Source organism: Bacillus sp. FSL L8-0528 (assembly GCF_038593085.1).
GTDB classification, from domain to species: domain Bacteria; phylum Bacillota; class Bacilli; order Bacillales; family Bacillaceae; genus Bacillus; species Bacillus paralicheniformis.
This window is the reverse complement of the sequence record NZ_CP151961.1, coordinates 1,622,783-1,647,703: the sequence shown is the minus strand read 5'-3', so window position 1 is coordinate 1,647,703 and position 24,921 is coordinate 1,622,783. Positions and strand designations below refer to the sequence as shown.

Annotated in this window: 18 protein-coding genes; all 18 read right to left on the bottom strand. The window is 47.7% G+C overall.

All coding sequences use genetic code 11. The features are described 5' to 3' along the window. Nucleotides 1–22: 22 nt before the first annotated feature. Nucleotides 23–952 carry a sigma-E processing peptidase SpoIIGA gene (gene spoIIGA, locus MHI30_RS08395; RefSeq protein ID WP_075752938.1) on the bottom strand — a complete coding sequence of 310 codons (930 nt, stop codon included), beginning with the start codon at nt 950–952 and terminating at the stop codon, nt 23–25. 181 nt (nt 953–1,133) lie between these two features. Continuing rightward, nucleotides 1,134–5,432 (bottom strand): S8 family peptidase, encoded by a 4,299-nt coding sequence (locus MHI30_RS08390; RefSeq protein ID WP_075752940.1) that lies wholly within the window; start codon nt 5,430–5,432, stop codon nt 1,134–1,136. Between the two features lie 192 nt (nt 5,433–5,624). Next, on the bottom strand, nt 5,625–7,133 hold the full coding sequence (locus tag MHI30_RS08385; RefSeq protein ID WP_075752942.1) for a S8 family serine peptidase: 1,509 nt from the start codon (nt 7,131–7,133) through the stop codon (nt 5,625–5,627). Between the two features lie 370 nt (nt 7,134–7,503). Then, the gene (gene ftsZ / locus MHI30_RS08380) at nt 7,504–8,637 is read right to left on the bottom strand and encodes a cell division protein FtsZ (protein WP_075752944.1); all 1,134 of its coding nucleotides are present in this window, start codon (nt 8,635–8,637) and stop codon (nt 7,504–7,506) included. Between the two features lie 34 nt (nt 8,638–8,671). Continuing rightward, nucleotides 8,672–9,970, bottom strand: a complete 1,299-nt coding sequence (gene ftsA, locus MHI30_RS08375; protein ID WP_075752946.1) for a cell division protein FtsA — start codon at nt 9,968–9,970, stop codon at nt 8,672–8,674. Between the two features lie 183 nt (nt 9,971–10,153). Then, the gene (locus MHI30_RS08370) at nt 10,154–10,507 is read right to left on the bottom strand and encodes a small basic family protein (protein WP_003181559.1); all 354 of its coding nucleotides are present in this window, start codon (nt 10,505–10,507) and stop codon (nt 10,154–10,156) included. Further along, nucleotides 10,507–11,193 (bottom strand): DUF881 domain-containing protein, encoded by a 687-nt coding sequence (locus tag MHI30_RS08365; protein ID WP_223254806.1) that lies wholly within the window; start codon nt 11,191–11,193, stop codon nt 10,507–10,509. Before MHI30_RS08365 ends, MHI30_RS08370 begins: the two co-directional genes overlap by 1 nt. A 64-nt stretch (nt 11,194–11,257) precedes the next feature. Continuing rightward, the gene (locus tag MHI30_RS08360; protein WP_075752948.1) at nt 11,258–11,950 is read right to left on the bottom strand and encodes a DUF881 domain-containing protein; all 693 of its coding nucleotides are present in this window, start codon (nt 11,948–11,950) and stop codon (nt 11,258–11,260) included. Then, entirely contained in the window at nt 11,947–12,735 is a 789-nt protein-coding gene (locus MHI30_RS08355; RefSeq protein ID WP_020451304.1) for a cell division protein FtsQ/DivIB, read from the bottom strand. Before MHI30_RS08355 ends, MHI30_RS08360 begins: the two co-directional genes overlap by 4 nt. Before the next feature lie 204 nt (nt 12,736–12,939). Continuing rightward, complete coding sequence (murB, locus tag MHI30_RS08350) at nt 12,940–13,851, bottom strand: UDP-N-acetylmuramate dehydrogenase (protein ID WP_075752950.1); 912 nt, start codon at nt 13,849–13,851, stop codon at nt 12,940–12,942. Between the two features lie 28 nt (nt 13,852–13,879). Further along, nucleotides 13,880–14,980, bottom strand: a complete 1,101-nt coding sequence (murG, locus tag MHI30_RS08345) for an undecaprenyldiphospho-muramoylpentapeptide beta-N-acetylglucosaminyltransferase (protein WP_075752952.1) — start codon at nt 14,978–14,980, stop codon at nt 13,880–13,882. A gap of 71 nt (nt 14,981–15,051) precedes the next feature. Beyond that, nucleotides 15,052–16,152, bottom strand: coding sequence for a stage V sporulation protein E (gene spoVE / locus MHI30_RS08340; RefSeq protein WP_075752954.1), 1,101 nt, complete (start codon nt 16,150–16,152; stop codon nt 15,052–15,054). Between the two features lie 52 nt (nt 16,153–16,204). Continuing rightward, nucleotides 16,205–17,560 carry a UDP-N-acetylmuramoyl-L-alanine--D-glutamate ligase gene (murD, locus tag MHI30_RS08335; RefSeq protein ID WP_075752956.1) on the bottom strand — a complete coding sequence of 452 codons (1,356 nt, stop codon included), beginning with the start codon at nt 17,558–17,560 and terminating at the stop codon, nt 16,205–16,207. Continuing rightward, entirely contained in the window at nt 17,561–18,535 is a 975-nt protein-coding gene (gene mraY / locus MHI30_RS08330) for a phospho-N-acetylmuramoyl-pentapeptide-transferase (protein ID WP_075752958.1), read from the bottom strand. Nucleotides 18,536–18,662: 127 nt separating this feature from the next. Further along, nucleotides 18,663–20,129, bottom strand: a complete 1,467-nt coding sequence (locus MHI30_RS08325) for a UDP-N-acetylmuramoyl-L-alanyl-D-glutamate--2,6-diaminopimelate ligase (RefSeq protein WP_075752960.1) — start codon at nt 20,127–20,129, stop codon at nt 18,663–18,665. Between the two features lie 207 nt (nt 20,130–20,336). Then, complete coding sequence (locus MHI30_RS08320) at nt 20,337–22,271, bottom strand: stage V sporulation protein D (RefSeq protein WP_075752962.1); 1,935 nt, start codon at nt 22,269–22,271, stop codon at nt 20,337–20,339. A 146-nt stretch (nt 22,272–22,417) separates the two neighbouring features. Next, complete coding sequence (locus MHI30_RS08315; protein ID WP_075752964.1) at nt 22,418–24,553, bottom strand: penicillin-binding protein; 2,136 nt, start codon at nt 24,551–24,553, stop codon at nt 22,418–22,420. Nucleotides 24,554–24,559: 6 nt separating this feature from the next. Next, nucleotides 24,560–24,913 (bottom strand): cell division protein FtsL, encoded by a 354-nt coding sequence (gene ftsL, locus MHI30_RS08310; RefSeq protein ID WP_043927563.1) that lies wholly within the window; start codon nt 24,911–24,913, stop codon nt 24,560–24,562. Nucleotides 24,914–24,921: the final 8 nt, after the last annotated feature.

Genomic DNA, 24,921 nt, shown 5'->3' with positions numbered 1-24,921 from the left:
GATAATGTAACAGACTGCGAGTTTAAGAAACGTGTTTGACCGGGTTTCCGGCCAGCATTTTCGGATGGACGATGGCGTCAAATTCGCCGTCCGCGGAAAGCGGTGATGTGCTGATGCCAATCAGGCATTTCGGCGCTTCAATCACCTCCTTTTCCGAAAAAATGAGCACATGATCCGGCTTTAGGCAGAGCAGAAACTGATGCTGATGGCCGACCCCGCGGTACGGAATCAGGCGGACCCGCCCGATATACGGGAGTGTTTCATCAAGTTTGCCGACGGCATCAAGCGGGCTCATTTCCTTGATGATCACACTCGCTTCTTCTCCCAATACACCTTTCAATTTTTCAATATTGACGATCATGACGGGCGTTTTTGTGATCGGATCGTAAAGCTGGTTTCCGGAGTCAATCAATCCGGTGAAATGAAGCGTATGTTCATCAATGCCGGTCTCTAGGCGGACGCGTTCTTCATATTGAATTTTCTTCGCTTCAGCATCTTCAAAACGCCTTTTTGAAAACAGCCATACAGCCGGAAAACCCGCACCGACAAACAGCCAGCTGACCGGGTCTCCAAAACCGGACCAATTCGTCATAAAGACGCCGTTTTCCATGATCGAATCCGTTTCAAGCAAAGAATGCGCTCCAATAATCCCTCCTCCCATTAAGAAAGTGGCAAAATAAAAAGAAAACAAATTTTGCAAAAAAAACCGGAACCGCTTAAAACCAAATGTCACAAAAACGATCACAACCGAAAACGACAGTTTGCCTGCAGGATGAAGGACGTACGGCGAAAAAGGTGTAAACATAAACAGAACGATGCTTGACGCGACAAACGCCCCTAAGATCAGCCTCCGCTTTTTAACCCTTCGCTTTAAAATAAATGCGGTCATCATTAAAAGCAGCAAGTCAAAACAAAAGTTTAACAGCCATATCGCATCTAAATAGATTTCCACATCCTTCCCCTTTCTTTGGGCTCGATGACCTTAGTGTGTTTTCCTAAGTATAAATCAAGCCCAAAGGTAAAGTCTGTCAATTAATGTTGCGCAAATCGTACATTTTTTGAAGTTTTCGTACTGAATTTGTCGATCATAAAACGAAAAAAACGCTGCCATTGAAGACAGCGCCTTTTCACCTTTATTTCAGCTTTTCATTGATGTACAGTTTGCCTTTTGCCGTTTGTCTCGTTTCATTGCCGTAATCATCCCGGACGGTGACCTCGATTTCCGCTCCTTTTGCTTTTGCGGTTGAAGTCGCAGTCCAATATCCTTCATACTTGCCTTTTGAGACTTCTCTGATCGGCAGCTCCGTTACGTTTTGGGCGGCTGTTTTGAAATTGGTAAGCGGCATTCTGATCACAAAGACAGCATCCAAATCAGCGGCGCTTTCAAACTCGATTTTCACGGTTTCTCCCGTTTTGAGCTCGAGGTCTTCAGCCGGTTTCAAGCCGGTGATTTGCGGCGCTTCAAAGTTGACATCCACCTTCACTTTTTTGGTCGTTTTGTTGCCTGCCGCATCTGCTGCCGTTACTTTGATTTCATTTTGGCCGTTGTCAAGCATAATCCTCGCAGAATATTCGCCATTGTCAACAGCCGCTTTTTTGCCGTTCACATGAACTGATTCCAAGTGGTCGTCTGATACTGTTCCTTTCACGGTGACAGTCTCTTTATTGAGTTTTGAGCCGCTTTTCGGCGTGTCGATCGTAAGCTTCGGCTTTTTCTGGTCAAGGACGATCCGGACCGGTTCTGAAGCATCCGTCGTTCCGGAAGCCGATGACGATTTGGCGGTGATCACATTTTCTCCTTTATTCAGCGGAATCTCTTTTGAGAAAGTGCCGTCTGCCCCCGTTTCCGCCGTTCCGGCTTCTTCATCCCCGTTAAAGAGATGAACGGTCGTATTCGGAGACGATGATCCTTCGATGACAGTGTTCTTTTTGTTGGTGATGAATCCGTCTTTAGGAGACGTGATCATAGGCACCGCCAATTCATAGTCGACCAAAGCGCGGATCATGAAGTTGCCTTGGTCTGATGGCGCTTTCGACCATGAGCCGTCCGTATACTGCCAGTTGCGGCCGGAATATTCCCCGTCTTCGTCTGTAGCAAGTCCAGGTGAGTTGGCCAGATCCTCTGTCTGGACGTACACGAGGTAAAAGTCTTTTCCGACGAGGATGCCTTCATCACCTAAATCAACGGTCGTCCATTCGCCTGTGCGGAGCGCTTCAGCCTTGAACGGACCGGCGAGTTTTTTGCCCGGAGATCCTTTTTCACCCGACGCATCGTAGACCTCGACTGCAAAATCAGTGCCGCCCGGATCCGGGAATTCTGTATCCCAGAATTTGAACAAGCCGCCTTTCAGCATGGCTTTTTCCTGCCCGTTTTCGAGCGTCATTTTAACAGCCAGCCCGTTGCCGGATTCATAGAAAGCCCAGGCGTTTTCCCCGGTTCCGTCATCATAGCCTATTTCCCCCGGATAGCCGATGAAAGGATCGAGCTCGATATCTTTCGAGACATCTCCTTTTAAATCAACGGAAAACTCGCTGCTGTAATATCCGTTTGCAGAGACCTTTACCGTATACGAGCCTTCATAGGCCGTTAATGAATAGCTTCCGTCGCCGTCCGTCTGAACCGGTTTTACGGATGCATCTTCAACGATATACAGCTTTGCATGTCGGACGGGTTCACCCGTTTTTTTGTTTTTTATCGTTCCGGTGAGCGTCCCTTTCTTCAGTTCTTTTAAGACAAAGTCTGCCGTCGTCGTCTTGTCGGCCTCGATTTTTACGGTTTGGGCATTTGATTCATATCCGTACGCTTCTGCTTTCAGCGTATACGTTCCAGGTGCATGAGCCAAGCTGTATGCGCCTGTTGCCTGGTTGGAATATGTCGATTTGCCCGTCTCCAGCACGCTGACCTGAGCCCGCACCGGAAGAACTGCAGGAGCTGCTTTTTTCGTCTCAGAATATTTTTGAACGGCTTCTGCCGGTTTTGCTTTTTTCGGATCAATCGTTTGTTTCTTCGTTTTCTTATCCTTTATTTTGGCCGGCTGTTTTTCAACGCCCAGGCGTTTTTTCGTGCCGGCGCTCTTCACTTCCTTCACAAGCGCTACATCATCGATATAGAGCCCGTCACCCTCAATGCTGTCGTCAGATTGAAGGTTGAACATAATCTTAATCGTCTGTCCCCCGTATTCCGACAAATCGATCTGTCCGTCTTTCCATTCTGACGTCCTGCCGCTGTACTCAGCAGCCGGGATCCATTCATCTTTCCCTTCAGGTTGTACATAAACGAAGCCGTAATCGAAGTCCTCTTCAATATCATGCCAATATTTGTATGTGAGATAAAGCTTTTGATTTTTTGGAACGCTGACAGGAGGCATGAGAAGATTCATATTGGCCGAACTTTCATACGGCCCTGTCAGATTTGTTGCAAATACGTTTTTTCCCGATGCTGCGGCATTCGGGCCTGACTGAGGAATACCGCGCTCCCATGAATTCTTCACACCTGATGTGATCCAGCCGTTGGCGGCATTCTCGAAATCTTGTTTATACCCTGTGGTCACAGCCGGAGAAATCGGGATTTCGTACACTTTGGATTCCGTTTTGTTTCCTCCGAAATCGGTGACAATCCATTTGTAGGAAAGCGCTTTCCCTTGAGAAACGGATACGGCCGCCTCGTACGTTCCTTTTTTATAGTCGCCTGAAGTTTGTTTGGCAGCGATCGTCACCCAATCGGAATCATCGGTTTTATAGCTCAATTTGACCGATATGATGCTGACATCGTCTTCCACATCAACTGTAAGAGGCGTTTCCGAGCCTGAGTAAATTTCGTTGATCTCTTGATGGTTTAAAACCGGCGGATTTTTGTCTTCGCCTTCTTTTCCGACTTGCCCTTCCGCTTTGCCCAACCCTTCTGTGACGGCGGACACCGCGTCAAATACGTTCACGAGCCCGTGGCCGTATCCGTTGTTCGGCGATTCGGTAAATTTGCTGTCTGTGAGCGGTGTTGCGGTTTTCATCAAAATCTTTTCGATTTCATCAACGGTGATCGACGAATCGGCCTGCTTGATAAGAGCGGCCGCGGCTGCGACATGCGGTCCTGCCATTGAAGTGCCGTCCCAGCCGTCTTGATAGCCGCTTCCAGGCACAGAAGAGCGAATGTTGACACCAGGTGCCGTTATTTCAGGCTTTGTCTCATCATACGGAGAAGGACCTTGAAGTGAAAAATCGGCTAAGCGATTATCGATGTCTGTCGCACCGGTCGCGAACGCTTCGGGGTAGTTTGCCGGATTGGCAATCGAAGCAGGTCCTCCCGGATTGGTGAAATCGGCGTTCCCCGCAGAGAACTCAGGGAAGATGCCTGCAGCACGCCACGCTTTTACGATATCCCTGTAAAACTCATCAATCCCGGCTCCCCCAGACCACGAGTTATTGACAACATCCGGAGCCATTTCAGGGTGCGGGTTGCCATCTTTATCTTTCGGCGCCAAAATCCATTCACCCGCTGCAATCAGGTCTTCGTCCGTTCCGCCGTCATCCGAAAAAGCTTTCACGGCAATCCACTTTGCACCCGGCGCCACACCGATTTGGTTTTGGCCGTCAGGCTCTGAGCCGACCATCGTCCCGGTTACATGCGTGCCGTGCTCCAGGTCGTCCAAAGGTTCAGAAGCGCCAGAAACCGCATCATACCAGCTGAATTCGTGATCAGGCTGATCAGGATGCTGCGGGTCATATCCGCGGTATTTTTCTTTTAAGGCCGGATGATCCCACTGCACACCCGTATCAATTGACGCGACAACCGTGCCCGTTCCGTCATATCCCAATTTCCAGGCTTTTGGCGCGTCGACTCGATTGATATTCCATTCGATTTCTTTTTCATCTTTAGCGGCCGATTTTTTCACAGACTGTTTAGCCGGTTTGATCAGCTGCCTTTTTTCGTTCGGGAGCACTTTCTCTACTTCCGGAAAAGCTGCTACTTGTTCCATGACCTCTTTCGTCGCATGAACGGCCATGCCGTTAACAATATAATAGGATCGGATTTTTTTTACTTTTCCTTGTTTTTCCTGATTTTTCAAATAACGTTTCAAATCGCTTTGCGTCTCATCCGCTTTGACTCTTAAAGCGGAGACAACAGCCGAGCGCTTTTGATATTCTGTTTTAGCCGCGCTCAGCGACTTTTTCTTCGCATTCTTTTCCGCCTGCTTGGCCACTTTTGGTGTATCGACTTGATCTTTCAGTTTAATCAAAAATGTGACTTGATCTTCTTTTTTGAACTGTTTGACGAGAGATTTCGAAATTTTTTCCTTCCCTGCAGCTGCTTGTTCTTTCATCGAAGTAAGCGCAGGCTTTGCCGCGGCATCTGAAACGGCGGGCATGAATAGCGAGCCGATTAATAAACCGCTTAAAATGGTGGAAAACGCCTTTTTTCTCAGCTTTCTTTTCAAATGAACATCCCCCTTTTTTATGAAATTGGCTGGATTTGTCCGTCCTCCTCTCCCTGTGGATGCCTTGTCTGACCTTGATGTAACTTAAATATAGTAAAAACTGGTTAATTTTTTTGTCGGTATTTGTCAAGGTCATGTTTAAAATTAGATAAAAAAAGGACAAAACCGTTAAAGCGGTTTTGTCCATTTTTATCATTTTGTTTTTTTAGCCGCGTCAAAAGCTTTTAAAGCGTTGACTAAGCCGTATCCGTAGCCGTTGTTCGGCGATTTTTCAAACGTTTTGTCAGTCAGAGGCGTCGCCGTATTCAGCAGGATGCGCTCAATTTCATCGACTGTGAGATCCGGATTGGCTTCCCTCATTAAAGCGACGATGCCGGATACATGCGGGGTCGCCATCGATGTCCCGTTCATTGCAGCATATTTGTGTCCCGGATAAGCAGAGCGGATGCTGACGCCCGGTGCCGAAATATCGGGCTTGATTTCGTCATATGGCGAAGGCCCTTGCAATGAAAAATCGGCTAACGCGTTTGCGCTGTCAACTGCGCCTATCGCAAAAGATTGCGGATAGTTGGACGGATTCTCAACTGAACCCGGTCCGCCCGGTTCCAATTCGCTGACATTACCTGCTGCGAATGCAGGAAAGATATCAGCTGCCCGCCAAGCTTTGACAATATCCAAATACCATTCATTGAGTCCGCGTTCCCCCGCCCAAGAATTGTTGACGACATCGGGAGCCTTTTCAGGATGCGCTTTTCCTTTTGTATCTTTCGGGGCCAAAATCCATTCTCCTGCAGCCAAAAGGGATTTTTCGTCTCCGCCGTCCTCTGAAAAGGCTTTGACAGCGATCCATTTCGCAGTCGGTGCGACACCGATCTGGTTTTTGCCGCCGGCTTCTGAGCCGACCATCGTGCCTGTCACATGTGTGCCGTGGCCCAAGTCGTCATATGGCGTTTTCTTATTGCTTACCGCATCAAACCAGTTGAACTCATTGTCTGGACTGTTCGGTTTAGAAGGGTTATAGCCTCTGTACTTTGTCTTCAACGCCGGATGATCCCACTCAACGCCGGTGTCAATCGAAGCGACGACGGCTCCTTTGCCTTTATAGCGCTTTTTCCAGACATCAGGCGCATGAACCTGCTCAATGTTGGAAGCAGGGGAACGATCCGTGGACGTTTTCGATTCTACCGTAGGTTTTTCAGTGTTGCCAAGCTTAATTTTTTGATTTGGCAGCACTTTTTCAACCTCCGGAAATGAAGCCGCTTTTTCCATAACATCCTTTGTCGCCGTCACAGCGATGCCGTTTACAATATAGAAAGATTCCACTTGCTTTGCTGTTCCTTTTTTCTCTTCTTTTTCCAAAAACGATTTTAAGTCTTTTTGCGTTCTCTCAGCTTTTGTACGCAGGGACGTCAGCACGGCCGAACGTTTGATTTCTTTCACTTTTTTCACTGTCATCACGCTTGCTTTCGCCCGGTTTTCAGCCGCTGTTGCCGCTTGCTGAAGATTCGCCTGGTTTTTCATTTTGATTAAAAAAGTCACTTTATCTTCTTTCTCAAAACGTTTGTAAAGAGCGCTTGATATTTTGCTTTGTTCCTTGGCCTTCGCTGCCGTACCTGTTTCAGCCTGCACAGCAGCCGGAGCGAGAAGTGAACCGATGAGTGCAGCGCACATGAATGTGCGGAATAATGGCTTTTTCTTCACATGACATCCTCCTTTAAGCAATAGCAAATATAGTCGTTTCTTGCGTTTCTTTGTCTAGAAACAGAAACTATTAATAATGGTAAAAGAAAAGACTTATAGATATTGTCGTATTTTGTCATTTTTCCTCTGTCAGTTTGTAAATTCGTTCTTTTTACATATGACTTGTTCACCGTCATAGTTCGGACAGATGACAAGACGAAAGGAAAATCCGTGCATTCGGGAGAAAAGAGAGAGGTTAGATGCAAGGCTTTTGAGGGAGGCGCTTCGATCAGGATGACAATTGATGCTTTTGGAGGGGAGAATCCGTTTCCAGCGCATAAAAAAAGCCGCCGACTTCTTGTCGGCAGCTTTCCAATGTATTGTAGACGTTTTAGCGTTTATTGCGGTTTCTTAAGAAAGTCGGGATGTCAAGCGTATCCTCGGCAGGCTGAGATGGGCTGCGGTGCGGCATGCTTGGCTCCTCGCGCTTCGGCTCCCGTTTCGGAGCAGGCTGATGATGCTGTTTTAAGCCTTGGTTTAAAGGTCTCTGCGGCTTAGATGCATCTTGATCCTGTTCGATAAAGCCGGTCGCGATGACCGTAACGACGATTTCGTCTTTCAAGTTTTCATTGATGACAGATCCGAAGATCATGTTGACGTCCTGGTCAGATGCAGCTGCCACAATGTCCGCCGCTTCCTGAACTTCGTAAAGGCTTAAGTTGGTTCCGCCTGTAATGTTCATCAGCACGCCTTGGGCGCCGTCAATCGCCGTTTCAAGCAGCGGGCTGGAAACAGCTTTTTTAGCGGCTTCTGCAGCGCGGTTCTCACCTGTCGCTACCCCGATACCCATCAGTGCAGAACCTTTGTTGGACATGATCGTTTTAACGTCGGCAAAGTCAAGGTTGATCAGTCCAGGTGTTGCGATCAGGTCTGAAATGCCCTGAACACCTTGGCGGAGAACGTTGTCCGCTTCGCGGAACGCTTCAAGCATCGGTGTGTTTTTATCGACGATTTCAAGAAGACGGTCATTCGGAATGACGATCAGGGTGTCGACGGCTTCCTTCATTGCTGAAATACCGCCTGCCGCCTGAAGCTGTCTTTTTCTTCCTTCAAAGGTAAACGGCCTTGTGACAACGCCGACAGTCAATGCGCCCAGATCTTTTGCGATTTGTGCGATGACAGGTGCCGCGCCCGTTCCTGTTCCGCCGCCCATTCCGGCTGTGACGAACACCATGTCTGCACCTTTCAGCGCTTCTTCAATTTGTTCTTTGCTTTCCTCTGCGGCTTTTTTGCCGACTTCCGGATTGGCTCCGGCGCCGAGCCCGCGTGTCAGCTTCGCACCAATCTGCATTTTCGTTTCCGCTTTTGACAGGTTGAGAGCCTGGGCATCCGTGTTGACTGCGATAAACTCGACTCCCTGAACGTCATTTTCGATCATCCGATTGACGGCATTGTTACCGCCGCCACCTACTCCTATTACTTTAATCGATGCTAAGCCGTCTATATTTGTTTCAAACTCTAACATGCTAAATCCTCCTAATCCGTCGAATGACTAATCTCTATTCCCAAAAGAAGTTAAATATTTTCTTCATTTTGCTCGGCTTTTTCTCAGCTTGAGCGTGCTGCTTGGATTTTGGCTTCGGTCGCTGCTGCACTTCTTTTTGATGTGTTGCCGCGACTTCCTGAACCGCTTGTTCCGGCATCTTAAACCCTACTTTTCTGCCTTGGATTTTTGCGTTGCGGTAAGCGAATTGGATGAGGCCGACTCCTGTCATGTATTGAGGTTCTCTTACACCGATATAATTCGGGATAGCCACTCTGACGTTATTTTGAAGAACATCCTGTGCGAGGCTGAGGACACCCGGCATTCCAGCCTGTCCCCCTGTAAGCACAAACCCTCCCGGCAATTCTTTTATTCCCATGTTTCGCAGTTCCTCTGCCACGAATAAAAAGATTTCTTCGAGCCTGGCTTCTATAATGTCTGCCACTTCCCGCTGAGAAAAGGTCTGCTTTTGGTCTGTTCCGATCACGGCGACTTCAAATGTTTCCTCTTCCGACGCTTCTTCATAGAAAGCATGTCCAAACTGCTTCTTCACCCGCTCAGCTTCGTCTGTGGAAGTGCGCAATCCGATTGAAATATCCTTGGTGATGTTTTCTCCTCCCAGGGGTATGACGCGGGTCGCAAGAAGATGGCCGTCCTCAAATACGGCAACCGTTGTCGATCCTCCCCCGATGTCGATTAAAGCCACTCCGAGGTTTTTTTCGTCCTTTGATAAAGCGACAGATCCGGCAGCCAGCGGCTGAAGGCAAATATCCGTTATTTCAATTCCCGCTCTTTCCACACAGCGCAGCAGGTTATGTAAAATCGTTTTAGAACCCGTGATCAGCGACCCTTCCACTTCAAGGCGGACGCCGAGCATCTTTTTCGGATCTGTGATATCGCCTCTGCCGTCAACGATAAACTGTCTCGGAATCACATCAACGATCAGCTGTTCAGGCGGGATGGAAACGACTTGAGCGGCCTCCATCACCCGGCGCACGTCTTCAACGTGGATCTCTTTATTCTCGCTTGAGACAGCCACAACACCGTTCGTATCTTGAATATGGATGTAGTTCCCGTTAACCCCGACGATCGCGTGGGTCAGCGGAAAACCTATCATTCTTTCTGCTTGTTCAAACGCTTTTTTTATAGAATGAACCGTTTCATCTATATCAACGATTGATCCTTTTTTCAGCCCCTCTGAGGGAACATTTCCGACTCCGATAATGTTAAGAGAATCGTCTGACATTTCACCGACGATCACTTTAATATTGGACGTACCGATGTCTAGACTAACGTAAAGTTCATTGTTGTTCATTCTATGGCACCTCCTCACATTTCAGTCAATTCTATTCTATTATTTGCCGAACAACAATACAATGAATCTGGTTTTACAAGTGTGTAACAATCAATACAAACCAATACGCTTCGTTTTTAGTTTTAGGATTACTGTGAATATTCGTGATATCCTATGTATATCCTCTTTTAAATCCGATTTTTTTTAATTTTTTCTCCTCGAGGCCGTCCATTTGGCGAGCAGTATTCTTCTGATGACCGCGATGTTTTGGAAAAGCCTCACGCCAAATGCAAACATCCCGACTAAATACAAGTCTACACCAAGATGAACGCCCAGAAAAGCCAAACTTATGGCGAGAATAATATTGAAGAAAAAGCCCGTCACAAAAACTAGTTCATCGTATACACTTTCCAAATGGGCCCTTATTCCCCCGATCAAAGTATCAAGGGATGCAAGAATCGCCAGGGACAAATAATTTGAGTATTCATCCGGAATGGTGAAGTTCGTGCTGAACCCGATTGTAATTCCGAGCAAAAGCCCTAAAACCGGAAGCCACATTAGGAATTCTCTCCTTTTGATTTCTCGAGCGGTTTCAATGGCGCAACTTGCATTGAACCTTCGTAAGCTTTGATTTTGATTTGTTTTTCAGGCCTTTTGATTTGTAAATCCAGATTTTCTCCCGCGAACAGATCCTGCAGGGATGAAGCATTCATTCGGCTATATAGTTTATCGGCGTTTTTGCCGATGACTTTTACCGTTATCGGATAGTTGTCCAAAGGATATCCGTCGATTTTGGTTGTTCCGTTGATATCCCTGATCACCGTCGTGTTGACAACCCTTCTGTCATTGATCGATATTTCTTCCGCTTCATACATATTCAGTTCATTAATCAGCTTTTTCAGAAGGTCGGGAGGGGGATTTTGAATGGATTCTCCCGTGAGTTCTTCCGAGAAGAGCTGAGAAATGGTGATGATGATTCCGTTCCCTGTGACATCTGTGAAGCCGGCCTGTTTTTTTAAGTTTTGAAGCGTTTCATTCAACGCTTTTGTCCGCGAGGTTTCTTCTTGATGACTGTATGTGTTCAGCATTTTTTCATACTTGTCAATTTCGCTGATCAGCTCAAGCTGTTTTTTCTGTTCTTTCTTCAGGTCCTCCCTGAGGTCCCAAATGTCCCGCGTATCGCGGACCTTCGGCGCTTTCAGGGAATTGAACTGCACGGACAGCATAATTCCGAAAATGAGCATCAGGATGCTCAAACTGATGAAACGATTATTTTTCTTCAACGTCCGCCCACCAACTTTTCAACGTTCATTCCCCCTGCTTTAAAAGGGGCTCCATCTCGATTTGGTCTTGTTTTTCGATGCTGACTGAAATATGATCGCGGCTCAGCTGGTCCACAATCCCTCCTGCAATGTTCAGCGCTGGCATCAGCACATCCGGATCCCCGATGGCCGAAATGACAAACGGTGCGGGATACTGGTTGCCGTCAACCGTGATGACAGGACCGTTGCACGATATGTAAGAATGATGTGTCACACGCTGTCCGTTGATCGACACCGCGGCCGCCCCGGAAATCCACAGCTCATTGAGCAGGCGGAATATGTGGCTTTCATGGACGATATAGTTGTTGACATTCTCACCTTCCGGTATGTAAGAAGCGTCTTTCAGCGTCACCTTAATTCCTTCGCCCTGAACGCCGATTTCCCCGACGAACATTCTGTACCTTTCAACATCTTCCACAATATTGTAATACTCTTTTTTTTCCTTTTTCAAAGCCGTCTCTGTTTTCTGTACTTCCTGCTGTTTTTTGTAAAGCTCCTGTTCCAGCTTCTTATTTTGCTTTTCCTGGGAAATCAGCCGGTCGCGCAAGGAATACTCCTCTTTCCAATTTTCAGCGGTTTCGTCATGGTCTTTGTTTTCCCTGGCGAATTGATAGGAGAAAGACAGCAGGAATCCGAGGACAAGCATGGCGAGTGAAAGATTGACTGTGTGCCTCTTCAATTTCCGTCTCCCTTTTTGCTTTCATCCGTTTTTTTCAGAGGTTCAAAATAAGTCGCGACTTCCATATGGATAATGCCTTTTTCCCCTTTCGGCAGCTCTTTTACGATCGCCGGATAGCTGTTCATTTTCTGTCCGAACGTTTTCAGCGAAGCCGTCACGATATAGCCGTCATTCATATACAGTCTGATCAGCCAAGGATTTGATTTTTGAGGCGTATAGTTAATCTCGGAAATCGACTTTTTCACGGAATCAGAAAGCTTGTTCAGCTGTTTTGCCATTTGAACGAGCTTTTCGTCTTCCTCCCAGTTATTAAGGGTCGGTCCGATGTCAGTCGGCGTCACCTCTTCAGGAAGCACCGTGCCGTTTTCAAGCACGGAGTAGTACACATTGTGTTTTTGCAAAAACGCAATGCTTTTATACTCTTCGATGGAGATGGCGATTTTGTTGGGCAGCTGTTTCGAGATTTCGGCTTTTTTGATCAGTTTATTCTGCTCGATCTTTTCTGCGGCTTTTTGCTTGCTCAGACTCCAGAATTCCGTCTGTCCTTTATGGATCGAAGACAGGGAAATGATCTGGTCTTTTGAAACGTTTTTGTTTCCTTTGATCTCTACCGTCGAAACTTTGCTGATCGGCGTCTGCAGGTAAATGATGATCAGCATCATCGTGAAAAAGAGCAGAATAAAGGTGATCAGCCGGCGGTTTGCCTTTTGCTTTCGCTGTTCTTTGATTTTGGGAATCCGTTCTTCTATATTCACTACTTTTTCTTTATCAATACCGGGTTTCACGTAGGCTCACCTCAGGTTAATAAAGCAGACAAAAAGACTTTTATTTGCTTATTTTTGTTCGAAAAAAGACGCGCTTCCCGACATATGAAAGCACGGGGCAAGCTAAAAAGCTTCCATTTAGCGAAACAAACGACATACTAGGATGCCGTTTGCTTGTTTGTTTCATACATTATATCATAAGGCGATCTGAAGTAGAGAGGCCGTTTACCGTTTTTCTCCGATAATTTCGACCTCAGTGTGCATGTCGATATCGTATTTTTCTTTAATCGTTTTTTGAATGAATGCAATCAAATCCAGGACGTCTTTCGCTGTTGCGCCGCCTGCGTTGACAATGAAATTGCCGTGCATCTCTGAAACCTTTGCCCCGCCGATCTGATGGCCTTTCAAACCAGCCTCTTCAACTAGCCGGCCCGCATGTTCAGGCAGCGGGTTTCTGAAGATGCTGCCTGCGCAAGGATTGGACACAGGCTGCGTTTCTTTTCGGTAGTCTTTGTTTTTCTGCATCTGCGCGACGATCTCATCGCGTTCTTTTTGCTCCAGCTGGAGAACGGCTTCAAGACATATGCCCGGCCGCTCGTTTTGCAGGATGGACGTGCGGTAGCTGAACGCCATCTCTTCATTCGTCAGCCAATCGATCGTTCCGTCTTCAAACAGGATCAATGCTTTCACCAATATCTTGCTGATATCAGAACCGTGGGCGCCGGCATTCATGTAAACCGCTCCGCCGACCGAACCCGGAATGCCCGCGGCAAATTCGAGGCCGGAAAGCCCTTTTTTGCTGATGCCTGTCGCAAGCCTTACGACAGAGTAGCCGCCGCCGACTGTTACTTGCTCGCCGTCGATTTCCATATGGTCAAGTCCTTGGCCGAGCTTGATGACAACGCCTCTTATCCCTTCATCGAGGACAAGAAGATTCGAGCCTCTCCCGATGGCCGTCCACTTGACGCCGTGCTTCTTGATCACCTTCATCGTATCTTTGACAGCTTGAATGTTTTTCGGAACCACCAGCACGTCAGCCGGTCCTCCGATTTTAATCGTAGTATGGTTGCTGAGCGGCTCGTTTTCCAGAACTTTGCCGACTTCAAGTTCTTTTAATTCTTGTATCACCTTATCCATCGAAAACCTCCAAAATCCTTCTGTCTTATCATTTTGCATGATGTTTCAGTTCTTTCAGCACATTGTACAAGCGTTCGGCCGCGTCCGGCACGCCAAGCGACTTCGCGCGGCTCTTCATCTCTTGCAGCGTCTTTTCGTCTTGTAAAATATGATCGATCGCCTGAATTAAGCGGTCTCCATTAAGCTCTGATTCTTTTAAAACGACAGCGGCGTTCTGCTCCCCTAGTGAGCGTGCGTTCACTTCCTGGTGGTTGGCCGTAACGTACGGACTCGGAATCAAAACGCTTGGAATGCCGAGCGCGGTGATTTCCGCTATTGTCGTTGCTCCCGCGCGCGCCACGACAACCTCGAACTCTTTTAAGTACTCGGGCATTTGATGGAGAAACGGCTGAACGACCATATTCGGAGCGGGGCCTTCTTTTTCAAGCGCAGCTGTTACTTTATCATAGTGAACTTCCCCTGTGACATAAAGAATCTGGTAATCCCGCTTTTTTAATTCGTTTTGCATCGCGATAACCGCTTCATTGATCGGAGCGGCACCGCGGCTGCCTCCGAAAATAAGGACCGTTTTTTTGCCTTCTGAAAGGCCCAAAGCGGTCAGGGAACGGCCCCCTTTTATAGAGACGACTTCAGACGCCCTCGGGTTTCCTGTAAAAACAACTTTTTCTGCAGGAAAATGCGGTTTCGCTTCATCAAAACAAATGGCTACCTTATCAACATATTTGGATAAAAACTTATTGGTGAGTCCGGGAAGGCTGTTTTGTTCGTGGATAATCGTCGGAATCCCCAGTTTTGAAGCGGCGTATACCACGGGTCCGCACACATAGCCGCCCGTGCCGATCACCGCGTCGGGCTTAAACCGTTTTAATTCTTTTTTGCATTCCTTTACACCCTTTAAAAAGCGCATGACGGTTTTGACGTTTTCAAATGACAGCTTTCTTTTAAAACCCGTAATTTCAATCGACTTGAAAGGGACCCCTTCCCGCTCGACAATATTTTTCTCCAGGCCTTTTTCGGTTCCGATATATAAAAACTCAACATCTTCATGATGCCGTTTCACTTCTTTAATAAACGCAAGGGCGGGGTAAATATGGCCGCCCGTTCCGCCTCCGCTAACAACAATCCGCATCTGTTCTCCCCCTTATTCCTTATGTACACGCCGATAACCCTGCTATCTCGCAACAGGGTTATCGCCAAAATCTAGTATCTAGAATACCTGCTGACATTCAGCAGCACGCCGACCGCCATAAGCATCAAGGTCAGTGATGAACCGCCATAGCTTAAAAACGGAAGCGTAATGCCTGTAACAGGAATCAGGCCGGTCACGACGCCAATATTGATCATAACCTGAATCGCTATCATCGAAATGACGCCGACGGCGACAAAACTGCCGTATAAATCGGGCGCACCGAGCGCGATTCTGATGCCTCTCCATAATAGAACGCTGAAGAGCAAAAGAATCAGCGATCCGCCGATAAAGCCGAGCTCCTCTGATAAAATCGCGAAAATAAAATCTGTCTGCGGCTCAGGCAGATAAAAAAACTTTTGCCTGCTCTGGCCGAGGCCGAGGCCGAACAGCCCGCCGGGCCCCACCGCATAAAGAGACTGAATGATTTGAAAGCCGCTTCCTAAAGGATCCTCCCAAGGGTTCAAGTATGAAGTGATCCTTTTGATCCGGTACGGCGCCGACAGCACAAGGCCGACAAAGCCGCTCAGACCCAGAAGACCGAGAAAGACGAAGTGCGAAATTCTCGCCCCCGCAACGAAGATCATAATGATGCATGTGCCGACCATTACGGTTCCTGTTCCAAGGTCAGGCTGCAACATGATGATCAGAAAAGCTGAAAAGACAATGCCCAGCGCCGGCACAAAGCCTTTTCTAAACGATGTAATATTCTTTTGCTTTTCAGATAAAAACTTGGCCAAAAATGCGATCATCGCGAGCTTCATAAACTCGGACGGCTGAATGCTGAAAGCGCCGACTCCGATCCAGCTCCTCGACCCGTTCCGTTCCATGCCGATCCCGGGAACAAGGACGATGATGAGCAGAAAGAAACATACTATGATCAGTATTTTCGCATAAGTCCTCCACGTCCAGTAGTCGACATTCATGATGAAAAACATGGCGATGACCCCGATGCCGGCAAACAAAAGCTGCCGTTTCGCAAAGAAAAAGGAGTCGTCGTATTTGTAAGTCGCCCATACTGCACTGGCGCTGTATACCATAATCAGTCCAATTGTTAAAAGCAATAGCGTAATGATAACCAGCAAAAAATCCGGTGACGTTTTTTTTGTTTGCAAAGCCGAACACCCCAAGCTCTAATTCTTAGGGCTATCTTTACGAGACAAGCCCTTATTTAAGCATATGCACGGCGTTTACAAACATGTCACCACGTTCTTCAAATGTTTTGTACTGATCCCAGCTTGCACAGGCCGGGGACAGAAGAATGACATCTCCTTCGTCTGACAGGCTGAACGCCGCAGTTGCCGCTTGTTCAACATTATCGACACGTTTAACCTGTTGTATTCCCATTTCTTCGGCCAGCTTCTCAAACTTCGGCGCGGTCTCGCCGAATGTGATCACCGCTTTGACAAAAGACATATGCGGCTTTAGTTCATCGAATTCATTTCCACGGTCAAGCCCCCCTGCCAGCAAAATGACCGGCTTTTGAAAGGCGGACAGCGCTTTTTTCGTCGCAAGAATGTTTGTCGCTTTGCTGTCATTGTAAAACAGTCTGTTTTTGATCGTCGTGACGTATTGCATCCTGTGCTTTACACCGGTAAAGCTCGTCAGCACCTTGCGGACGGCCTCATCGGAGACGCCTGCGGTTTTAACGATGCAAAGGGCGGCCAAAATGTTCTCCAAATTGTGCTCTCCCGGCAAAACGACGTCTTCCACCGGTATGACCGGTTCGCCGTTAAACATGATCACGCCGTCTTTCACGCACGCTCCGCGCTCAAGTGTCCGGCGGACCGAAAAATACACCTTCTCCGCTTTTGAACATTCGACGAGCCGGACGACTGTCTCATCGTCCAAATTGACAACGGCAACGTCTGTTTCCGATTGATTTCGATAGACCTGCTGTTTGGCAAGCTCATAATTTTGGCGCGAATGGTGATAATCGAGATGGGCATCAAATACGTTTAATAACAATCCGATTTTCGGTCTGAATTGATAAGTCCCCATGAGCTGAAAACTCGACAGCTCTGTCACAATCCATTCGTCTCCCCTGGCCTGATTGGCCATTTCGCTTGCCGCCGTGCCGATATTTCCAGCAACGAGCGCTTTTTTCGAATCGGCTTTCAGCATTTCATAAACAAGCGTTGTCGTTGTCGTCTTACCGTTTGAACCGGTAATGCCGATGAACGGGGCATCTGTCAGATGATAGGCAAGTTCAACCTCCGTCCAGACCGGTATGCCCCGTTTCAGCGCTTCTTCGACCATCACGTTTTCATAGCGGATGCCCGGATTTTTAATCAGAATGTCGATCGAATGAAGATCAAACAGTTCCGTCGGATGAGAGCCGCAGACGACTTCCACCCCTTTTTCCGCGAGAATCCGCGCAGGTTCATTTTCCTCAAAAGGCAGCTGGTCATTCACGACAACCTTTACGCCTTTCTCATGAAGGATCGAAGCGGCAGCATATCCGCTTTTCGCCAGCCCCAGTACGAGCACATTTTGATTTTGCAATAAATCTTGAGTATCCACTTATAACCACACCTCGATGTAAATTCCTAAGACGGCTAGCAGAAGCCCCGCTGTCCAAAAAGTGACGACAACTCTCCACTCAGACCATCCGACCAGTTCGTAATGATGGTGAAGAGGGCTCATTTTGAAAATTCGTTTGCCGGTCGTTTTAAATGAAATGACCTGCAAAATGACGGACAGTGTTTCAATGACGAATACGCCGCCGATGATGACAAGCAGGATTTCCAATTTCGTTAAAATCGCGATCGTCACAATCGCGCCGCCGAGGGCAAGCGATCCTGTATCTCCCATAAAAACTTTCGCGGGGTGCGCGTTAAACACGAGAAATCCTAACACCGCTCCGACAACAGCAACCGCGAAAATGGCGACATCGTATTGCGACTGGTTCCACGCCAAAATTGCAAACGCACCGAACGCGATGGCAGCGGTACCCGACAACAGACCGTCAAGCCCGTCAGTCAGGTTGACGGCATTTGAACCGCCGACAAGCATAAAGATGACGAGCACCGGATAAATCCAGCCGAAATCAAATGACAGCTCTGTTCCCGGAATGCGGATGTCAGTCGGCAGCCCTTGCACGTGGTAGACGGCATAGAATACCAGAGCAATCGCGATTTGGCCGATCAGTTTTTGTTTGGATGTGAGCCCAAGGTTGCGCTTCATCACGACTTTAATATAATCATCCAAAAAGCCAAGCAGACCGTATCCAACCGTAACAAACAAGAGGAGGATCATGTTCATGCTGACTTCGGAAAATTTCATCGTCATGGCAATGGTCGTCGCGATAATCGACAATATGATCATGACGCCGCCCATCGTCGGCGTTCCCGATTTTTTCTGATGGGATTTCGGACCTTCCTCACGGATGCTCTGCCCGAATTTCAGCCTTCTTAAAAACGGAATGAAAATCGGAGATAAAAGAACGCTGATTAAAAAGCCCATGATAATGGTAAATAAAATTACTTGTTCGAGCATCGTTCTTCTCTCCTTTCCGCGTGATATAAGTAGCAGCATACGCATTTATCATATTCACTGTTTTTTTTCATATGTTGATTTATTTCATCCATCATTTCAACAACTCTTTCCTGTAGTTCTTTTTCGGTTATTTCAGCTCAAGAATGGCTCTTTTGGCCACCTCAGCGTCATCAAAATCAAAGGTTTGACCGCCGATCTGCTGGTAGGTTTCATGGCCTTTGCCTGCGATCAGGACGACATCGCCTTTTTTGGCGTTTGCAATGGCAAAAAAGATCGCCTGCTCGCGGTTGACGATGCTGTGATAGTAAGCCCCTTTTACGCCTTCTTCCATATCGTTTAAAATGGCGAGCGGGTTTTCGCTTCTCGGGTTATCTGCTGTAAAGACCGGTTCATCGGCAAGGTCAACAGCGATTTTCGCCATTTTCGGACGCTTCGTCTTATCGCGGTCTCCTCCGCAGCCGACGACGACAAACAGCTTTCCTTCCGTTAAACCTCTGCACGTATTCAAGACATTTTCGAGGCTGTCAGGGGTATGGGCATAGTCGACGATCACCGGAAAATCCTGGCCTGCGTCCACAAGCTCAAATCTTCCTCTGACGCCTTTCAGCCCTTCAATTCCTTCTGTAATCGTGGCAAACGGGATATCCGCTGCAATCGCGATCGCCGCGGCCGTTAAAACATTGTAGACGTTAAAGAGGCCGACAAGCGGAATCGTCACTTGTGCAGTACCTTTTGGGGTCACCAGATCAAAGGTTGTCCCTTTCGGAGCGATTTTGATATTTTCAGCCTTGACATCGGCATCGTTTTGAATTCCGTATGTCAAAAGATGTGCTGACGTCACTTGGGCGAAATACGCTGAAGCAGGGTCATCCGCATTCAGCACGGCCCACTTCGGTGTATCGTGGTTAAAAGATCCGCCGAGCTGAGAGAAAAGCAGACTTTTCGCATGTTTATATTCTTCCATTGTCCGGTGGTAGTCAAGGTGGTCCTGAGTCAGGTTCGTAAATGCGGCGATATCGTAATCACACCCGTGGACCCGGCCCATGTGGAGAGCGTGTGAAGACACTTCCATGACGGCTGTATCCACATCCTGATCAACCATTTTTCTAAACGTTTTTTGAAGTGTGACGCTTTCCGGCGTCGTATTTTTCGCATCGAACGTTTCGTCATGGATTTTCGTGTACATCGTGCCGATCAGTCCTGTGCGGCTCCCGGCTTTTCTAAAGATCTCCTCCACCATGTGAGAAGTCGATGTCTTGCCGTTTGTGCCTGTAATGCCGATCAGCTTCAGCTGCTTCGTCGGCTGGCCGTAAAAGGCGTCCGACAGCACGGCAAGCGCCCTCTTCGTATGACGGACGATGATCACCGGTACATCGGCGTCCACTTCCCTTTCCGCCACGATGGCGGCAGCCCCTTTTTCAGCGGCTTGCCGGGCGTAGTCATGCCCATCGACTGTATAACCTTTTATACAAACAAAAAGACTCCCTGTCTTGACTTCCCTGGAGTCCATCTCAATTGAAGTTATATCAGGGTCTTCTTGGCCGGCATAGGACGGTGCATTTTTTAAATATGTAAGAAGCTTTGTTAATTTCATCGTATCAAACCTCTCAAGTCTAATCATTCTTCATTCGTTGTCATATTTTCCTGCGTTGATTAACCGCACGAGCTGCGTGCAGGCATACAGTTCATATTTTAGCGTAAAAAAGAGGATACATCCAGCTAATCCTTTAAAATCTATATATTTTTTAGGAGGAACGGCCCCCGGTCATCAGCCGGCTGCCGCTCCTCATCATGATCCGAATTAATCAGAGGCTCCGTCTTTATTGTCAAGGTAAATGCGAATGGTCGATCCTTCTTTTACTTTTTCGCCCGGTTTAGGGGACTGCTGAACGACGACATCGCCTTCTCCCGAAGCTTTCAGCCTGAGGTTGAGCAGCAATGGTTCAAGCTCTGTCACGGAAAGCCCTATAAGGTTCGGGACCTCGATCAGCTTTTTGTCCAGCCATTGATATTCGCGTTCAATCTGATCTTTCCGCTTCTTAACGCCAAGCTGCGGAAGGCTGTCTCTCATGATGTTTCCGACGATCGGCGCTGCTACCGTACCCCCGAATTGAATCGTGCCTTTCGGGTTGTCGACGGCGACGTAGACGACGATGCTCGGATCATCTGAAGGAGCCGTTCCGATAAACGAGACGATGTGGTTGTTTTTTAAATATTTTCCGTCCTTTACTTTTTGCGCCGTACCGGTTTTGCCGCCCACCCGGTAGCCGTCGACAAAAGCGTTCCGCCCCGTCCCCTGGGCGACAACGCTCTCCAGCGCGTAACGGATCTGTTTGGATGCTTCTTCAGAAATCACTTTTCTTTTGGCGATCGGCGTCTGTTTTTTTACTGTTTGTTTTGTTACGGGATCAATCCACTCTTTGGCAATATACGGCGTATACAGCGTTCCGCCGTTGACAGCTGCAGAAACAGCTGCGACCTGCTGGATCGGTGTCACCGATACCCCCTGGCCGAAAGCGGTTGTCGCCTGCTCTACAGGACCGACGCGGTCAAGCGGGAATAAGATGCCCGTTCCTTCGCCTTGAAGATCGATTCCGGTTTTTTGTCCAAAACCGAAATTTTTAATGTAGCTGAACAGTTTTTCTTTGCCAAGTCGCTGACCAAGCTCCACAAATCCCGGGTTGCACGAATTTTGGACGACTTCAAGAAACGACTGTGCGCCGTGTCCGCCGCGCTTCCAGCATTTCAGCCTCGCTCCGTCCACTTCAACGGAACCCTTATCATAAAAGTGGTCTTTTTGGAGGTTGACTTTGTTCTCTTCCAAAGCTGCGGCAAGCGTGATGATTTTAAAAGTCGAACCGGGCTCATATGTGCTCCATACAGGCAAGTTCCGATTATAGACTTTAGGATCGATTGATTGGTAGTTTGCGGGATCAAAGTCCGGCCGGCTGACCATCGCCAGTATCTCCCCGTTTTTCGGGTTCATCGCAACACCGACCATTCCGTCCGGATTATACTTCGCTTCTGCGATATCAAACTCCCGCTCCATGATCGTCTGCACCTTTGAATCGATCGTCAGCTTCATATCAAGCCCGTCTTTCGGCGGGGTATAGTCATCCGCCTCACCCGGCATCCTCTTGCCTTTTGCATCAGAATAAAATTTCACATAGCCCTTTTCACCTTTCAACTCTTCGTCATAAAAAGCTTCGAGGCCGAGCAGACCCTGGTTGTCAATGCCCGCGAATCCGAGCACATGGGACAGATAGCTGCCGAACGGGTAATGGCGGATTGAATCTTCTGCAATGTATACGCCTTTCAAGTTGAGATCTCTGACTTCTTTTGCTTTCTCGTGGGAAATTTTCCGGCCCTCGGGATTGATCCTTTCAATCGACGTTTTTTTCGTGACATGTTTGTACGCTTTTTCTTCCGACATATTCAACACGCTGGCCAGCAGTTTGCTCGTTTTGATCGGATTTTCAACCTGCTTCGGAACAACCAAAACCGATGGCGCGCTTTGGTTTGTCGCCAGCTTGACGCCGTTCCTGTCCAATATTTCGCCCCTTTCCGGCTCAAAAGGAAGGTTCCGGCTCCACGAATCTTTTGCTAATGTCGTCAGTTTATCCCCCAGAACGAACTGAACGTATCCGAGCCTTGTATCAATAATCAAAAAGATGATCACACCAAAAAGCAGAACGAATATTAAACGTTTTCTGACCGTTACATTGGAAACGCGCAAGAGACCGTTCACTCCTTATTTAGGCTTGTTTCATTTTATGCCTTGGAGCGTTTTGATAGAACGGCCCTTATTTTTATATGTTCAGGAGGCGGCCGCGCCCAAACGGAAGGCTATCGACTCTGAGCCGATAGCCTTTTAGACGGGATCTATTCGTTTTTCAGTCTGACTTTTACGACCGAGTTGGCTTTTAATTCTTTGCCTGCTTTTACATTTTGGCTTTTCACATAACCCTGGCCGCTCGTTTCGATATGAATGCCGGCCATGGCGCCGAAGCGGAGGGCGTCACGCTTTGACCAGCCCGTCATATCAGGCAGTGTGATTTTCCCGTCGGCCTTCAGGAAGACCCGCTGATTCGGCAGGACGGCTTCTCCTGCTTTCGGGTACTGTTCTTTCACAGCCAAGCCATCGCCGATCGTAATAGGAACAAGGCTGCTGTTTTGCGCCTCTTTTTCGGCGGATTCAGCTCGTTTGCCGGTGAAATCAGGCATTTCCAGCTGTTTTTCTTCCTGCTTTTCTTCTTTTTTGGTCTCTTTCGGTGTGATATTTAAATAGTGAAGACTGTTTTTCATCACCGGATTGAAAATTTTTGATACCGGAGCAGAGCCTGTTTCCGTAGCCTTTAATTGCGGCTGCTGTACGGCTACATAAACGAGAAGCTGCGGATTGTCCTTCGGCGCCATGCCCATGAAGGAGAACACGTAGTTTTCGCGGCCGGTCAAATATCTGCCGTCTTCTCCGGCAATTTGCGCCGTACCGGTTTTTCCGGCGACATCAAATCCTTCGATCTTGTACGGCTTCCCCGTCCCTTTATCAGATGTGACGACTTTGCCCAACAGGTCGCGCACTTCTTTTGCCGTTTTGGCAGAGATCGGCTGGCCGACTTTTTCCGGTTTATTTTGATAAATCGTTTTGTTTTTGTCAGAATCAACGACATGATCGATGACATAAGGCTTCATCATTTTTCCGTTATTCACGATCGCTGTTGCGGCCTGAAGCTGCTGGATCGGTGTGACCGCTGAACTTTGACCAAAGGCAGTTGATACTTTATCACGCAAATATTCAAAATTGATTTTGCTGTTCGCTTCCCCAGGCAGGTCGATGCCCGTTTTGTCGTAAAAATGGAACTTCCGCAAATATTGATTGAAGCGGTCTGTGCCAAGTTTATCATTGGCAAGGATCGCAAACGCGACATTTGAGGAGCGTTCAACACCTTCATTAAATGTGATCGGGCCCCAGCCGTTGCCGCCATTATGGTCTTTAATCGGCTTATCTTTTTTAGAAACCGAATATGATCCAGACTTGTATTGTTCCCCTCCATTATATACGCCTTCTTGGATGGCCGCCGCCAATGTGAAGATCTTCATCGTCGAGCCCGGCTCAAAGCTGTAGGAGACAAGGTCGTTGTAATAGTTCGTGACATCGCGCACGTTCGGGTTGAAGCTCGGCCTTTGCCCCATCGCGAGCACTTTGCCCGTTTTCGGATCAACAACCGCCGCCATGATCTTCTTCGGCTTGTATTCTTTTTGGACGGTCGTCATGCTGTCTTCCAAAAACGCCTGGATTTTTTGATCGATCGTCAAATACACGTTGTCTCCGTTGTTTGGCGCTTTAATACTTTCGTTGCTGTTCGGCAGGCGCCAGCCCGTTCTGTCGGTATCGTACGTCATGTATCCGTCCGTTTCTTTCAAATAATCGTTCAGCGTTTTTTCAAGGCCCATCATGCCTTGCATTTCACCTGTTTTTGCATTGATCTGTGAATAGCCGATGAGATTGGAAGCGAAGATTCCGTTTGGATAGTAGCGCTTCGTATCGCGTGTGAACACGATGCCCGGCAGCTTCAGCTTTTCGATTTTTTCTTTTTGGGCGTATGTCAAATCCCGACCCGCCGATCCGAATTCAACCTGAAACGCTCCTTTTTTATTGAGAATATCGAGCACTTTCCCCTCATCCATGCCGAGAATCGGCGCAAGCTTTTCAGCCGTCAGCTGCTTGTCTTTCACGTATTGAGGTTCCATCTTTTTGCTCATAATCGCAACGAGCTTATATGTCGAAGTGTCTTCGGCAAGCACTTTTCCGTTCCGGTCAAGGATCGATCCCCGGTGGGCTTCGATCGTCCGCTTTTTCTCATACTGTTCGTTCGCCTTCTGTGCAAGCACTTCGCCGTTCACTTTTCCCGTCGCTTGAATAAACGCAAATCGTCCTACGATAACAAAGAAAAAGAGGGCAAAACAAATACTGAGTATTGCCGCTCCTCTGTTCATGAATTTATTTTTTTTCGGCATTGTGCATCATTCCTGTATGTCTTTCACTTTTTTATCACCTAATTTAAGGCCTTTTTTCCGGGCGATGTCCATGATACGATCCGGCTCTTTCAGCATATCGGCTTCTTTTTCGAGGTCATCAACTCTGCTGCTTTCCGTTTCAACCTTCTTTTCGAGCTTTTGAATTTCAATATTGGTCTGATACGCGGCGAAAGCCTTTGAAATCATAAATAGTGAAGCGCTGAGTACAGCCAGGGCAAAAAGCACAATCAGTACCTTTTCCCCAAGCGTTATCGATGCTCTTCTCCGGATGATAACGGATTGTTCTGCACTGTTTGTCTGTCGTTGCTGTTTTTCTACTTTATAAGCCAAATTGCTCATAGACTGAT